Genomic DNA, 14,454 nt, shown 5'->3' with positions numbered 1-14,454 from the left:
TCGGGGATACGCACCGACCGACGCAACTGCGCCGTTCCGTCCGTCCGCCGGGTACCGTCCGTCGAACCCGGCCGGCAGAGTGCTGTGCTCACCGAAGGGGGCAGGCGCGAGGAGGCTATGGTTGCCGTGCGGGGCCGGCCGCACGGCAGGAGTGAGAGGCCGGCACCGACAGCACCGATTCGGAGTGGCAGAGACATGAGCGCGGACCCGACTGCCTCACCGCGATGGTCCGGCGAGGCCGCCGAAGCCGCTTGCGAGGCCGTGGAGCTGCTCGAGGTGCTGTGGGAGAGGGGCCGTGAGATCGCGTCGTCGCCTCCGGTTTCCCCGTCTCAGCTGCGCGTTCTGTACAGCCTTGAACGCGATGAGGGCATCAATCTTCGGGCGCTCGGCGATCGGCTGGGTTCCGCCCCTTCGTCGGTCAGCCGCCTCTGCGACCGGCTGGAGTCGGTCGGCTTCCTGGAGCGCACACCGAGCCCGGTGAGCCGACGGGAGCTGGTGCTGCGGCTGACCGCCCGGGGAAGGTCGTACCTCCTGCAACTGCGGGCTCAGCGGGAGGAGGTCCTGCTGGCGGCGATCGAGGCCATGAGCCCCGCTGCCCGTGCGGAACTCCTCGAGGGCCTCGCGGGATTCCGCGAGGCGGTGGACCGGCGGCAAGAGGACTGCACTCGCGACGGAGCACCGGGCCGCTCGACACCGCCCGACTGACGGATCCGGGGCAGGCCGCCGCGGGGAGCCCGGCATGGACGGCGTCCGTGAGATGACAACCATGGTCCGAGGCCATTCGGGGGCCCTGCGGATTCGGTTCAGTGCGCGCCGTCGGCCGGGGGCACACCGTCTTGAGGGCCAGGCCGCCCGTTCCAGTCGAGGCACACCACCAGTGCGTCGTCGTCCAGGGGCGCCTCGCCGTGATATTCGGCGAGTTCACGCAGGACCGCGTCCGGTACCTGTGCGGGCGGAAGCAGTCTGGTCGCACCGAGCGCCCGTGACAGTGCCCGTTCGCCGTATCTTTCGCCGCCCGGCGACGCCGCGTCGTACACACCGTCGCTGCCGAACAGCAGTCGGTCGCCGGGGTGCAGGGTGAAGCGCTCGGGCACGTAGACCGTGTCCTCGAACATGCCCAGGGGCAGTTGGGCCTCGAAGGAGATGGGGTCGACCGAGCCGTCACGCATGCGCCACGCCCGTGGTGATCCCGCATCCACCACTTCCCCCTCACCCGTGGCGAGGTCGAACCGCAGCAGCAGCACGGACACATGGGCACGCCCCTGGTAGTGGGCGTACACCGCCTGATCCGCGAGCATGGCCTGCCCGGCGAGATCGAGCCCGGCCCGGCGGGCGTTGCGCAGGGCGTTGACGGCGAGATTGGTCAGCAGAGCGGCTTCGATGCCCTCGCCCATGCCATTGGTCACGGTCAGTGTCAGATGGTCTGCCGACGCGGACCAGTCGTAGTTGTCGCCGAAGATCGCGTAGGCGGGCTCGAGGTGCGCACCGAGTGCGAATTCGGCGCGGGCGCACGAGTGTCCCGGAAGCAGTTGCCACTGCATCTCGGCCGCAAGAGTCAGCCGGGTCGCACGGCGCGCCTGCACATACAGATCCGTGTCGCGCTCGGCGACGAGGATCTCATGGCCCAGAGCCTCACAGATGTACTGCAGGCGCGGCAGCAGGGCCTCCGCGTCACGCCCGTCGGGCAGGCCCACCGACAGAACACCCATCCGGTCCCCCCGGACGGTGACCGGCACATGGATCACCGCTTCCCCGGAGCCGGCGTCCCGCGCCACGTACGGCTCCTGGGATCCGAAGGCCCGTCCCTGCGGGCTGCCGTGGACCGGTACGGAGGGTGTCGTGAACGGTACGTTCTCGACGGCCTGCAAGGAGCGCATCCCGTAGTCGGCGAGTCGCAACTCGACGCGGCTCGCTCCGCACTGCTCCATGAGTGCCGTGGTCACCACACTCAGCAGATCATCCGGGGCGGCGCTGCGCAGGGCCCGCTCAACAGCGGCGAATTCGTCCACGTGGGTCTCCGGTGGGTCTGTCTGCCGTGTCAGGAGCGCGGGAGCCGCACGACGGTGACGAAGAAGTCGTCGATCTTCCGGATCGCCGCGATGAACTGCTCCAGGTCCACCGGCTTGGTCACATAGGCGCTGGCATGCAGACGGTAGCTGCGGAGGATGTCCTCCTCGGCCGCGGACGTGGTCAGGACGACGACGGGAATGTGGGTGAGCTCCTCGTCGGACTTGATGCGCTCCAGGACCTGCCGGCCGTCGTACTTGGGAAGGTTGAGGTCGAGGAGGATGAGGTCCGGGCGCGGCGCTGCCGTGTGCTCACCCTTTCGGTAGAGGAAGTCGAGTGCCTCCTGCCCGTCGCGGACCACATGAAGGGTGTTGCCGATCCTGTTGTCCTCGAATGCCTCGCGGGTCATCAGCTCGTCACCCGGGTCGTCCTCGACGAGGAGGACCTCGATGGGCTGGGTGGCGGCGTTCATGCGTGATCTCCTGTGCTCAGGGGCGTGTGCTCGCTACGGACGGTGGGGACGCCGGGCGGCTCCGCTCGTCCGGGTTCGGGCCGGTGGCGGGCCGCGGACAGGGCGGGCAGGGTGAACTGGATCCGGGTGCCGCCGGTATGGGCGGTGTCGATCCAGATGCGGCCGCCGTGGTGCTCGACGATCTTCTTGCACAGGGCAAGGCCCATGCCGGTGCCGGTGTAGACGTCACGGCCGTGCAGGCGCTGGAAGATCACGAAGACCTTTTCCGCGAATTCCTCCGGGATCCCGATGCCGTTGTCGGTCACGGAGTAGCGCCAGGCGGGTTGTCCGTCGCTGTCGTCGGGCTCGACGGTGATGCGTACGGCAGGCGCGCGGTCGGCTGCCCGGAACTTGACGGCGTTCCCGAGGAGGTTCTGCCAGAGCATGGTGAGCAGGGTGGGATCGCCCGTGACCGGGTGCAGTCGTTCCGGCCGCTCGATCGACGCCTCTGCTTCCTCCGTTGCCGTCCCGAGGTTGACCAGCGCCTTGTCCACCATGGCGTCGAGCTCCACCTGCTCCCTGGCGTCGTCGACCCGTCCCACTCGGGAGTAGGTGAGCAGATCGTTGATGAGGATCTGCATCCGCTTGGCGCCGTCGACGGCGAAGTCGATGTACTGCTTGGCCCGCGCGTCCAGCTGTTGGCCGTAGCGCTTCTCGAGGAGCTGGCAGAAGGACGCCACCTTCCTCAGTGGCTCCTGCAGATCGTGCGAGGCGACGTAGGCGAACTGCTCCAGCTCGGCGTTGGAGCGCCGGAGCTCCACCGCCTGTTCGTCGAGGTCGGCCGTTCGCTGAGCAAGCAGCTGCTCGCGTGCATGGGAGGCATCCAGCGCTGCGATCACACGGACGCGCATCGCCTCCACCGAGGCCGCGAGCTGTCGGACGTCCGCCGGACCCCTGGCCGCGATGCGATGTCCGAAGTCGCCGTCGGCGACCTGCTGGGACGCCACGCGCAAGGCCCGGAGCGGGCGTCCGACGGCCACGTGCAGCAGAAATCCCAGAGCGCCGGCGATGGCCAGGAATGCGGCGAGCATGCCTGCGAACAGCCAGTTGTGGTGGGCTCGTGTGCGGTGCATCTCGGCTCTCGCAGCTGCCCGCTGCGCCAGCAGGTCCTGGTTCAGCCGGTCGAACCGGTCGCGCAGCCCGTCGAACGCGAGTTTGCTCTGCTGGAGTTCAGCCGTCGCCCCCGGGGGCACCCGTCCCTGGCGGGCCCGTTCCACGAGAGGCTCGGCCCGGTTGTTCCGCCACTCCTCGGCCGCGCTCTCGAGGTCCTTGAGAGCGGAGAGCAGCTCGGGATCGCGCGCCAGGGCCGACCGCAGACTCCGGGCGGCCGAGTCCGCCTCCTTCCGGCCCTGGGTGTAGGGCTCCAGCCAGCGCGCGTCCCGGCTGAGGACGAATCCCCGCACACCCGTCTCCTGGTCGAGCAGCGCCTTCTGCAGACGGTAGGCATCCGCTCTGGCCGGCTGGATGCGGTCAACGAGGGCATCGGACTTCGTCGTGGCCTGCGCCAGCATCTGCGCACCGACCACGGCGAATCCGCACACGACGGCCAGGATGGCGATGAAGGCGAGTCCGAACCACATCGGTACCGTCAGACGCGCACGTCGCACGCTCGCCGAGCGGTCGCGGCCGCGGTGCTGCGGAGCGCCTGAGTTGCTCACTTCTGCTGCTTCCATTCGAGGTGGAGGAGCGCGACGTCGTCGCTGTGGCCGCCGTGATCGGCCGAGAGTGCATGCGTCTGCGAGATCAGTGCCGCAACGAACTCGTCCGCCGGCTTCCCGGCATGGGCTCCGGCCAGTGCGAGCAGGCCGTCCTCTCCCAGGCGGCGGCCGTCCGCGCTGACCCGGCCTTCGAAGAGGCCGTCGGTGAAGAGCGCCAGCGCCCCGGTCGCCGGCAGCTCCAGATGATCCTCGCGCCAGACGCAGGGGTCGTCCGGCAGTAGGCCGAGAGCCGGCCCGACGGCCGTCTCGACGAGCCGCACACCATCGGGCTCGCGCAACAGCAGGGGCGGATGGCCGGCGCGCACGATCGTCGCCCTGGTCATGTCCCGGGGCAGTTCGACCGTCGTCACCGTGGCGAAGATCTCGGATCCGGTGCGTTCCGCGACGAGGACCTTCTGCATCAACGAGCACACGCCGGTGCCTGTGACACCCGCCAGCGTGAAGGAGCGCCAGGCCACGCGCAGACAGACGCCCAGTGCCGCCTCGTCGGGTCCGTGTCCCGACACATCGCCGATGACGGCGTGGACGGTTCCGTCCGGCGTCTCCACCACATCGTAGAAATCACCGCTGAGCAGGCCCAGGGTCCGGCTCGGTTCATAGCGGGAGACCACGCTCACCGAGCCGCCCTGCAGCAACGGGGAGGGCAGCAGGCCCCGCTCCAGCCGCGCGTTCTCCTGAGCTCGCATGCGGCTCGCCTCCAGGGCGACGGCCGCGTGCTCGATCTGGCGGCGCTGGACGGCGTACCGGATCGAACGTTCCAGGACCATGGGCTCGAAGACGCCCTTGGTCAAGTAGTCCTGGGCTCCCGCAGCCACGGCGGAGAGGCCTGCATCCTCCTCGGCGAGGCCCGTCAGGACGACGACAGCGGCGCCGGGGGCCGCGGCCAGTACCTGCTGAACGACGTCGAGGCCGTTGGCATCGGGGAGATGAAGATCGAGGAGCACACATCGCGCCGGCGCTTCGTTCGCACCGCTCAGCTGCTCCCGTGCCTCCGCCAGCGAGCGGGCCCGGGTCAGACGAGCCGTCAGGCCACTGTCCTGGAGGGTCTCCTCCACAAGAAGAGCATCACCGTCGTCGTCCTCGACCAGCAGGATCATCAGGGACGAATCGGCGCCCGCCCTGAGCTCGGACGGGGAGACCCGGGTCACGGGCACCCGGGGAGCCGATGTCGGCGGCACCGGTGCCTCTGAACCCTGAGCACCGACAGTGCCCTTCACAGCCCACCACCCCTTCCCCCTCGACCGCACGCGGGCCACGGGGCGCAAGAAGAATACTTGCCGTCCGCCAATATTTGCACTCGCGCCGCTCCTTGCCGTGGATGCCCTGCCGAACAGCGGAAATGTGGTGTGAGTTACGGACATGGCACCCGTTGACGCGCATTCGGGGGGCCGGGGAGGGGCCGTGTGCCACTACGTCGCCGGACGAACCTCACCAGGCCCGGGGCACCGGGCCGTTGATGGAACCACGAAACGGGGCGGCGGCCGTTACGGCCGCCGCCCCACTGCTCTGGACGTGAATCCGCGTCTCGCGCGGTGCGCTGACAGCACGTTCATCGCCTGAACGCGTCCCTGACCTTGTGCACGGCCGCACGGATGTCGGCCTTCGCCCGCGTGGACCGCCCGTCGGTGGTCATCCGCTCGTTCCCCACCAAACGGCCTACTGCCTCTTTCACCGCACCCACCGCCTGCTCGGCCCGGGCGGGTGTCTTCCTCGTTCCGTCCATGGTCCAGCGCTCCCTTGCGAGTTGAGCCTTTTCCTGGGCACCGGCCGGGTACCCGGCAGTCCCGTGGTCAAACCGGGAGCGCCATCCCCGTCGAACGTCCGCGTTTGCACCCGTCCGAACGCGGTAACGAGTGGGTAACGGAACCTCTCCAAGGAGAAATCCCCGGTCAAAGGAGGAAGTCGTGTCCGTCAGTGCACTTGCCATCCTCGGGGTGGCCGCGGCCATCATCCTCGCTCTCGTACTCGCGCGTCCGGTGCGACGGACCGGGGTCGCCGGTCTTCGGGCGCGCATCGGTCTCGCAAAGCTGAAGCCTCTCGGCGAGGGGGATCGGGAGCAGTACGTGGCCCTGTGGACGGGAATCCAGGAGCAGTTCGTGGATGCCCCCGGGGTGGCGACGACCAAGGCCGACGAACTGCTGCACCGTCTGGCCGTCGACCGCGGCCTTCCGTCCGAATCCCCCGAACTCCGGGTCCGGGCCCTTTCCGTACTTTTCCCGGTGGAGGGCAAGGGCGCCGGCCGGCTGCACCAGGCCTCCCTGGCGGCGGCCGAGGGTGACAGCGACATCGAGTCGATGCGTCAGGCGATGGTCGCGGGCCGCGCCCTCTTCGAGGCACTGGTCATGGCCGGCCCGCAGGATCGTGCAGCGTCCGCCGACCCCGGCCGCCGCAATCGACCGCTCAGCCGACGGGTTCCCTCGCAGCGCGCGGCGCATCACACGCATCTGTGAACCGGTGACGGTCGTCCCGCTCCGGACGTGAAGGGCGGTCAGCGAGCAGTGCACGCCCCCTAAGGGCTGCATCGGTGAGCGGGTTCCGGTGCGTGCGATCGCAAGGCGGAGGAAGGAGCCCACGCGGAGCGTGGGCTCCTTCCTCCAACGACCACGCTGCGAACGTGCGTGCCGGGGCACGCGAGCCCGGCAAGACCCAAACGAAAGACCCTAGTTGCCGGCGGCCGGGAACCGCCGGCAACTCGGTGTGCGCGACGGCCTGCCCGGCCGTCGTCGTCATCCACCCCTCGTGGAGCAGTGGATGACGAGGGGCGCGGACATGTCCGCTCGTCACAGCGGGGCCGAGTGGACCCACCGAAAGGTCCGGACCGCTCGCCGAAAGATCTGGACCTTACGGTGCGTAGCAACTGGCCAGAAGTCGCCCCCGCTGGTGTGATCGGAAGCGACCGCCTCGGTGGGCGCCGTCGTCCCGGCCTCTTGGCCCGGACGGCTTCCGCCACCGGGCAGGTTCCGACCCCGGCGGGGCCACCGTCGCCGGAAGCCCCTTCGCCACGGGCCTTGCGGAACCACCCTTCACACCACGGGGGAACACGATGATGTACACGGATCGAGAAACCGGCCGCCCCGGGCGGCCTCACAGCACCCGCCCCGGCGGCGTGCGCCGCCCGCCCTCGCCCGGCGGCACGGCAACAGCAGTGCCGGCGCGGCCGGTCTCCCGGGCACCGGTTCCCGGGCCGTCGTTCCAGCCGTCCCCCGCCGATACGCCGGTCCGGCCCCGCCGCCCGGCACGGAAGTTGCTCCGCGGCGTCCTCTGGACCATCGCCGCGACCCTCGCTGCCGGTACGGCGGTCCTCGTCTGGGCCACGCTCCTCGTCGGCGGCGGTCCGGCTCTTCTGGGCGTGGCTGCCGTCCTGGCCATGCCGTGGACCACCGTCCACCTGCTCGCCCGTCACCGACGGTCCGCCCGGCCCTAGTGCTGTGACCGGATAGGTTTGCCGGGAAGCTCGCGGCGTCCGGTGCATGGGGTCTCCCCCGGCCCCTTGGGGCCGCGGGGACGCATCGCAAGGCGGAGTATCGCCCTCGTACTGGATGTACTCGGGTGATTCGACAACGCAGCGTGGGGGCGCCTCCCGGCGAAGCCAGGGGGAGTGCCGTGCAGGGCGTCGCGAGCCGGTGAACCTATCCGGTCACAGCACTAGCAGCGCTGCGCCGCCGCGCGGGAAGCAGATGCGCAAACCGTCGGCCCGGCCCCGCGGGAAGTCGGACCCGGCCCCATTGCCCCGCCCCGTACCTCTCCCGGCCGGCTGGCGGGCCGGTCGGGAGAGTCTGCCTCCGCCTGGACGACACACACCCGTTCACGGCATCAGCCGCTCGCAGTGCTGCGAGCGGCACCTCGAGCCGCCGCCTCGGCCCGCCTCCCCCAGGGCCGGGGCGGCTCATCCCTGCACGCGTCCGCCATGAGCACCACCGCCGGACGCCCCGCCCGCCCGCCGAGGAGAGAGGACGGCCGTCGTGGTTGCCGGTTCCCCGGCGCTGACGGCCGGCTCAGCCCAGTGCCTCGGCCAATTCCCGGCGCCCCTTGATCCCGAGCTTGGCGTAGGCGTGGGTGAGGTGGATCTCCACGGTCCGCAGGCCGACGAAGAGGTGCTCGGCGATCTCCCTGTTGGTCTTTCCGCCCGCCGCCAGATCGGCGACCCGGCGCTCGGTCGGGGTGAGCGCGTCCACACCGTGGAACGTGCGGGTGCGGGGCCGGTCGCCGAGTGCCCGCAGTTCACCCAGCGCGGCCTCCGCGACCACGGCGGCACTGCACTCATGGGCGAGGCTCACCGCTTCCTGAAGGTCGACGCGGCCTTCCTGGGTCCGGCCGCAGCGGACGGCCAGGGTCCCGCGGTCCGCCAGTGCCTGGGCGTACCGGAAGCGGGCGGGTGACGCCTCCAGGATGCGAACGGACTCGTCGAGCGTCCGCAGCCCTTCCGGCCCGCCGGTGACAAGTCCCAGGCCCCGCAGTGCGACACCGGTCATCTCCGGCACGTCCCAGCGCCGTGCGAGCGCCACCTCCTCCTCGGCGAGCCGGACCGCCTCCTGCGCGCGGCCCAGCCGGGCGTGGATCAGTGCCGCCTCGGACCGCCAGGGGTAGAAACCGGGTCCGGGCATCTTGCGGGCCGCGGTGCGGGAGCCGCAGGTGAGGAAGTCGGTGAGGGCCTCATCCAGTCGGCCCTGCCCGGTGCGCAGCCAGCCCCGTGCGAGCAACGGATAGTCGTTGATCCAGTACGGCTGGAGCTGCCCGTCCATCCCGCTGCGCTCCAGCAGCGACTGTGCCTCCTCGGTCCTGCCCTGCCGCGTCAACGCCTCGACGAGGGTGGCGACGGCGAACACCGTATGGCTGGCCCCCAGCGGTATCCCGACCTCCAGCAGCGCTTCCAGGGCGGCTTCCGCGTCGGCCTGGCACTCCAGGGTGCGGCCCAGCCGGGCATGGGCGTTGCCCCGGGTGCTGATCGCGTGTGAGTACTGGAGGGCCGCACCGCGGGCGCGAGCGTCCTCGATGGCCGCTTCGGCGTAGTCATGGGCGAGATCGGGCCGGCCTGCGGCGCCCAGGGCAAGGACGGCGCAGTGGTAGACCACCGACTCGTCGTCCGCCGGTGACAAGCCGTGGGTCAGTGCCAGCCGGGCCAGCCGGACCACCTCGTCCGAGTCCTCCCCCACCATTGCTCCGCGCAGGCTGAGCAGCGCGGCCAGGGGCCGCTCGACGGCGGCTGCCGACGCCTCCGTCATGGCAAGGGACATCAGCCGCGGATAGGAACGGGCGGCGGAGGCGACTTCGACCAGGCTGACGAAGAGGAAGTCGATCTCCAGTCGGAGCGCGTACGCGGGATCGACCGGACGGATGGCAGCACTGGTGCTCTCCAGTACGTCCAGGGCGTCGAGGTAGCGGTCGACGGCGAACAGCGCCCCGGCCAGCCGGCGGGCGGCCGAGGTCTGCTCACCGGGGTGGTTGCTGAGCTGAAGGCTGCGGCGCAACTCCTCGACGGCCGTGGGGACGCTGGATTCCAGTTCCGCCTCGCCGAGCAGCGAGAGCACCGCGGCCCGCTCCTGCTCCGCCAGCGGCTCGCGCAGGGCGCAGCGCAGATAGCCGGCGGCTCGCTCGGGGGCGCCGGCGTCGGTGGCCTCGGCCGCGGCCCTCCGCAACACCTCGGCCGCCGCCGGCTGCCCTGGCGTACAGCGCAGGAGATGGTGGGCGACGCGCTCGGGCGGGGCGGCACGTTCGAGGAGGAACCGGACGGCGCGAGCGTGGAGTTCCTGGCGCCGGCTGGGCGGGACGGAATGTTCCACGGCGGCGGAGAGCAATGAGGCAGCAGTGCCGACACCCTGGTCCGAGCGGTGCAGAAGGCCGGCGCGCACGAGGACGTGTACGGCGTCCTCCACGATGGGCTGTGGCACATCGGCGACTTCGGAGACCAGCTCCACCGACTGGACGTCGCCAAGGACCGCCATCGCGAGTGCCACGGTCGCACCGTGGGGTCCGGCGCCCCTGAGTACCGGCTGCGCGGCGGATGCGAGTTCGGGCAGCAGTGCGCCGAGCGCGCCGGAGACCGCCTGCTCGCACAGGGCGGTCGCATCTCTCAGGTCCGGCGGTTCGGTGGCCAGGACGCCGAGAAGGGAACGGAGCAGAAAGTGGTTGCCGCCCGTGCTCTGCCGACAGGCCTCGGCGAACGCCTCGCCGGGAGCGTGACCGAGAACCGGGCCGAGCACGGTGCGGACGGCGTCGGAGCCGAGCGGGGCGAGGCTGATCTGTTCACGGAACAGGGGCAGGGTGGCGGCGAGTTCGTCCTCGTCGGACGCCTCGCCAGGACCGAGGGCGGCGACGACTGCGGGCAGAGCGCCGTCGGCGCGGCGCATGAGCCGTCGGAGCCGGCGGAGCGATGCGGCATCTGCCCACTGGAGGTCGTCCACGCACAGCAGCGGCGGCCCGGCCGGGCCCTCGCCGGCGGCGAGCCCGGCAACCAGGATGTCCAGGCTCCGTGCGATGGCGTCACCCTCCTGCGGTTCGCCGGAGCCGCGCACCGTGGCGTCGAAGGGGGCGGATTCCAGCAACTGGCTCAGCACTGCGTGGTCTTCCGGGCCCTCGGCGGGGTCGGCGCAGGCAGTGAGCACGGCCCGGCCCTCGGCTCGCGCCTCGTCGATCAGGGTCCGCAGGAGGGCGCTCTTGCCACTGCCGTAGCCGCCCCGTACGAGAACGAACGCCTGGTCGCTGTCGGTAATCGTCCTGCGCCCTCCGGCGGCGTCGGCTCCTGTGATCGCGCCGATACCGAACAGGGTGCGCAGCTCGCCGAGTTCATCCTCGCGCCCGACCGAATCGGGTATCAGACCCGGCACTCCCGGGATCGCCTCAGGTGTCACAGCGCACCGGCCTGCCCAGGTCCGGCGGCTGAATGTGCTGCATACGGCATGGTCGTGCGCTTCCTCTCACCCCTGATCGGCGGCCCGGCGCCGCTCCCCGATTGTGGCACCGGGGCCCGGGGGGACCTACCGAAAGAACCGGCACCGCCGCCGAAAGATCTAGACCTTACGGTGCGTAATCCCTGGCCAGAGCCGAACACCCGGTGATGAGATCGGGATCGCTCAGGTGAACGTCGTTGTCCCAGGTGCCCGGCGCCGGGCACCGGGCGCGTTCACCAGCGGGCAGGTCCCCAGCCGGGAAGGCGCGACACCGCCGCCCAGGAAGCCTCCGGGGAGAGGCCGGAGTGACCGCCCCTCAGACCACGGGGAGAACACCATGACGAACACACCGCCCTCTGCCACCGCCGAGGAGCCACCCCCGACGGCAACGGCCCCGCCCGTGCCGATCGCGGCACCGGCCGGTGCGAGCCCGACGGAGCCGTGCCGGGCGGCCTGGCCCTGCCCGCCGCCCGCACGCCCGGAACGGAACGGCGCCGGGAGTGCCGTCATCGTCGTGCTCTCCTGCGCATTGCTGCTCAGCCTGTGCAGCCTGTACATCACGGCCTACCGCGCCCCGTCGAGCGAGCCGGCACCGGTCACCGGTCCGCCCACCGATTGCAGGCCGGTCCCTCAGCCGCCCTCCCTGCCGCCCGACGACTCCGAAGCCTGGGTGTCCGCGGTCCGCGGCCACGCAGCACCCGCCGCCCACGGATGACATCCGGCGATGCCGTCCGCCGGCACGCATAGTTTCTCACCCTGACCAGCACGTACGGAGACCAATGTCCAGCCCGATCGAACCGCCCGAGACATCGCAGTACACGGAGATACGCGAGACCGAGACCTTCGCCGAACTCCGCACCCGTTTCCGACGGTTCGCCTTTTCGATGACCGGGGCCTTCCTGCTCTTCTATGTGTCCTACGTCCTTCTGTGCACCTATGCACCGGACGTGGTGGCCGCCAAGGTGATGGGGAACGTGAACGTCGCCCTGCTGCTGGGGCTGGCGCAGTTCGCGTCCACCTTCCTGATCGCCTGGCTCTACACCCGTTACGCCAAGTCCCGGCTCGACCCACTGGCCGATTCGCTGCGGTTCGCCGCCCAGCCGGTCACCGACGGCCTCCCGTCGGCTCTCACCTCCGTGCGAGGTGAGGCGTGAACGGCACCGCACTCCTCGGGGCGAGCACACTGGCCTCGTCCAGCGCCTCGCAGAACCGCACCATCACCGTCGCCCTCTTCCTCGTCTTCGTGGCGGTCACCCTCGGCATCACCGTCTGGGCCGGAAGGAAGAACAGCAACACCACCGACTTCTATGCAGGAGGACGGTCGTTCAGCGGTTTCCAGAACGGCCTGGCCATCTCCGGCGACTACATGTCCGCGGCCTCGTTCCTCGGCATCACCGGGTCCATCGCCCTGTTCGGCTACGACGGCTTCCTCTATTCCGTGGGATTCCTCGTGGCCTGGCTGGTGGCGCTGCTGCTCGTCGCCGAACCGCTGCGCAACAGCGGCCGGTTCACCATGGCGGACATCCTGGCGTTCCGGATGCGGCAGCGGCCGGTCCGTACCGCCGCCGGTGTCTCCACCATCGTGGTCTCGATCGTCTATCTGCTGGCCCAGATGGTGGGCGCGGGCTCTCTGGTCGCGCTGTTGCTCGGAGTCTCCGGTGACGGCGCCAAGAAGTGGATCATTCTGGGCGTGGGTGCACTGATGATCCTCTACGTCACCGTCGGCGGGATGAAGGGCACCACCTGGGTGCAGATCATCAAGGCCGGCCTGCTCATGGCCGGTGCGCTGCTGCTGACCGTACTGGTGATGAACCGCTTCGGCTGGAACCTGTCCGCACTGCTCGGCTCGGCGGCCGACGCAAGTGGCAAGGGTGACGCCTTCCTCGAACCGGGACTCAAGTACGGCGTCAGTTCCCTCACCCGGCTCGATTTCGTCAGCCTCGGTCTGGCCCTCGTTCTGGGCACCGCGGGACTTCCGCACATCCTGGTCCGCTTCTACACCGTGCCCACCGCCCGTGCCGCCCGGACCTCGGTGAACTGGGCCATCGCGGTCATCGGCGCCTTCTATCTGATGACCATCGCCCTCGGTTTCGGCGCCGCGGCGCTCATCGGACCGGATGCGATCACGGCGTCCAACCCGGCCGGGACGACCTCTGCTCTGATGCTCGCCGAGGAACTGGGCGGCGGCCCGGGGAGCACCACAGGAGCGCTGCTGCTCGCGGTCGTCTCGGCGGTCGCCTTTGCGACGATCCTCGCCGTCGTGGCCGGCCTGACCCTGGCTTCCTCGGCCTCGTTCGCCCATGACCTGTACGCCCATGTCATCCGCAGGGGCAGGGCGAGCGAGCAGCAGGAGGTGCGGGTGGCCCGCTGGTCGGCGGTGGCGATCGGGGCGGTCGCGGTCGCTTTGAGTATGTTCGCGGACAAGCTCAACACCGCTGCCCTCGTGGCGCTGGCCTTCGCGATCGCGGCGTCCGCCAATGTGCCGACCATCGTCTACAGCCTCTTCTGGAAGCGGTTCACCACCAGGGGCGCACTGTGGGGCATCTACGGCGGCCTGGCCTCCTCCGTGCTGCTTGTGCTCTTCTCGCCCGTGGTCTCCGGCAAGCCGACCTCCATGTTCCCGAGCACGGACTTCCATCTCTTCCCGCTCGAGAACCCCGGGCTGGTCTCCATTCCCCTGGGCTTCCTGCTGGGCTGGCTGGGCACGGTGCTGTCGAGGCCCGAGGAGCACGGCGAGGAGAAGCACGCCGAGCTGGAGACCCGTTCACTCACGGGCATAGGCGCCAGCTGATCCGTCGGTCACCCGTGTCGATTCCCTGTACTGCCTTTTCAGGCCTTTCAAGCAACACCCATGAGGAGCAAGCAAGTTGAGTAGAGAGAGCCTGGCCAATTTGCTCAAGGAGGAGCGGCGGTTTGCGCCGCCTGCCGAGGTGGCTGCGGATGCGAATGTGACGGCTGCGGCGTATGAGCGGGCCGGGGAGGACCGGTTGGGGTTCTGGGCCGAGCAGGCCCGGCGGCTGTCCTGGGCCAGGGAGCCGTCCGAGGTCCTCGACTGGTCGAATCCGCCGTTTGCGAAGTGGTTTGCCGATGGCCGGCTGAACGTGGCCTACAACTGTGTGGACCGCCATGTCGAGGCCGGGCACGGCGACCGGGTCGCCATCCACTTCGAGGGCGAGCCCGGCGACAGCCGCACCCTCACCTACGCCGACCTCAAGGACCAGGTCTGCCAGACCGCGCACGCCCTGACCGAGCTGGGCGTGGGCAAGGGCGACCGGGTCGCCGTCTACCTGCCGATGATCCCCGAGGCCGCGATCGCGATGCTGGCCTGCGC

At 70.2% G+C, this 14,454-nt stretch carries 13 protein-coding genes; 6 read left to right on the top strand and 7 right to left on the bottom strand.

Translation table 11 applies throughout. From position 1 onward, the window contains the following. Positions 1-195: 195 nt before the first annotated feature. The gene (locus tag AC068D_RS26450) at positions 196-705 is read left to right on the top strand and encodes a MarR family winged helix-turn-helix transcriptional regulator (protein WP_478825565.1); all 510 of its coding nucleotides are present in this window, start codon (positions 196-198) and stop codon (positions 703-705) included. Positions 706-803: 98 nt separating this feature from the next. Here the strand turns inward: AC068D_RS26450 and AC068D_RS26445 are convergent, their stop codons facing one another. The 5 genes from AC068D_RS26445 to AC068D_RS26425 all read right to left on the bottom strand — a co-directional run bounded on the left by AC068D_RS26445 (position 804) and on the right by AC068D_RS26425 (position 5,959). After that, positions 804-2,009 (bottom strand): PP2C family protein-serine/threonine phosphatase, encoded by a 1,206-nt coding sequence (locus tag AC068D_RS26445; RefSeq protein WP_478825564.1) that lies wholly within the window; start codon positions 2,007-2,009, stop codon positions 804-806. Positions 2,010-2,038: 29 nt separating this feature from the next. Next, complete coding sequence (locus tag AC068D_RS26440) at positions 2,039-2,479, bottom strand: response regulator (protein ID WP_478825563.1); 441 nt, start codon at positions 2,477-2,479, stop codon at positions 2,039-2,041. Continuing rightward, positions 2,476-4,098 (bottom strand): sensor histidine kinase, encoded by a 1,623-nt coding sequence (locus AC068D_RS26435; protein WP_478825776.1) that lies wholly within the window; start codon positions 4,096-4,098, stop codon positions 2,476-2,478. The genes AC068D_RS26440 and AC068D_RS26435 overlap by 4 nt, the downstream gene beginning before the upstream one ends. 74 nt (positions 4,099-4,172) lie before the next feature. After that, positions 4,173-5,390 carry a PP2C family protein-serine/threonine phosphatase gene (locus AC068D_RS26430; protein WP_478825562.1) on the bottom strand — a complete coding sequence of 406 codons (1,218 nt, stop codon included), beginning with the start codon at positions 5,388-5,390 and terminating at the stop codon, positions 4,173-4,175. A 395-nt stretch (positions 5,391-5,785) separates the two neighbouring features. Then, positions 5,786-5,959: a CsbD family protein gene (locus tag AC068D_RS26425; RefSeq protein ID WP_478825561.1), complete on the bottom strand. Its 174-nt coding sequence runs from the start codon at positions 5,957-5,959 to the stop codon at positions 5,786-5,788. 181 nt (positions 5,960-6,140) lie between these two features. Between AC068D_RS26425 and AC068D_RS26420 the strand changes: the two genes are divergently transcribed. Beyond that, complete coding sequence (locus AC068D_RS26420) at positions 6,141-6,686, top strand: hypothetical protein (RefSeq protein ID WP_478825560.1); 546 nt, start codon at positions 6,141-6,143, stop codon at positions 6,684-6,686. Between the two features lie 794 nt (positions 6,687-7,480). Beyond that, positions 7,481-7,660 carry a hypothetical protein gene (locus tag AC068D_RS26415; protein WP_478825559.1) on the top strand — a complete coding sequence of 60 codons (180 nt, stop codon included), beginning with the start codon at positions 7,481-7,483 and terminating at the stop codon, positions 7,658-7,660. 571 nt (positions 7,661-8,231) lie between these two features. Here the strand turns inward: AC068D_RS26415 and AC068D_RS26410 are convergent. Next, positions 8,232-11,084: a helix-turn-helix transcriptional regulator gene (locus AC068D_RS26410; RefSeq protein WP_478825558.1), complete on the bottom strand. Its 2,853-nt coding sequence runs from the start codon at positions 11,082-11,084 to the stop codon at positions 8,232-8,234. 222 nt (positions 11,085-11,306) lie between these two features. Then, positions 11,307-11,633, bottom strand: a complete 327-nt coding sequence (locus AC068D_RS26405) for a hypothetical protein (RefSeq protein WP_478825557.1) — start codon at positions 11,631-11,633, stop codon at positions 11,307-11,309. Positions 11,634-11,902: 269 nt separating this feature from the next. Here AC068D_RS26405 and AC068D_RS26400 point away from each other — a divergent pair, with 269 nt between their 5' ends. The 3 genes from AC068D_RS26400 to AC068D_RS26390 all read left to right on the top strand — a co-directional run. Continuing rightward, positions 11,903-12,277, top strand: coding sequence for a DUF485 domain-containing protein (locus tag AC068D_RS26400; protein ID WP_478825556.1), 375 nt, complete (start codon positions 11,903-11,905; stop codon positions 12,275-12,277). A gap of 29 nt (positions 12,278-12,306) precedes the next feature. Continuing rightward, positions 12,307-13,914: a solute symporter family protein gene (locus AC068D_RS26395; protein WP_478825775.1), complete on the top strand. Its 1,608-nt coding sequence runs from the start codon at positions 12,307-12,309 to the stop codon at positions 13,912-13,914. Positions 13,915-13,990: 76 nt separating this feature from the next. Next, the coding region (locus tag AC068D_RS26390) for an acetyl-coenzyme A synthetase N-terminal domain-containing protein (RefSeq protein ID WP_478825555.1) at positions 13,991-14,454 on the top strand (464 nt) is incomplete at its 3' end.

This window comes from Streptomyces sp. NPDC043861, from assembly GCF_056435905.1.
The sequence above is the reverse complement of the archived record's forward strand: the minus strand, read 5'-3'. Positions and strand labels throughout refer to the sequence as shown.

Bases quoted from the DNA above. Each gene is read 5' to 3' on its own strand.
- AC068D_RS26450 (WP_478825565.1), top strand. From the start codon at position 196: ATGAGCGCGGACCCGACTGCCTCACCGCGATGGTCCGGCGAGGCCGCC.
- AC068D_RS26440 (WP_478825563.1), bottom strand. From the start codon at position 2,479: ATGAACGCCGCCACCCAGCCCATCGAGGTCCTCCTCGTCGAGGACGAC.
- AC068D_RS26435 (WP_478825776.1), bottom strand. From the start codon at position 4,098: ATGTGGTTCGGACTCGCCTTCATCGCCATCCTGGCCGTCGTGTGCGGA.
- AC068D_RS26425 (WP_478825561.1), bottom strand. From the start codon at position 5,959: ATGGACGGAACGAGGAAGACACCCGCCCGGGCCGAGCAGGCGGTGGGT.
- AC068D_RS26405 (WP_478825557.1), bottom strand. From the start codon at position 11,633: ATGACGGCACTCCCGGCGCCGTTCCGTTCCGGGCGTGCGGGCGGCGGG.
- AC068D_RS26400 (WP_478825556.1), top strand. From the start codon at position 11,903: ATGTCCAGCCCGATCGAACCGCCCGAGACATCGCAGTACACGGAGATA.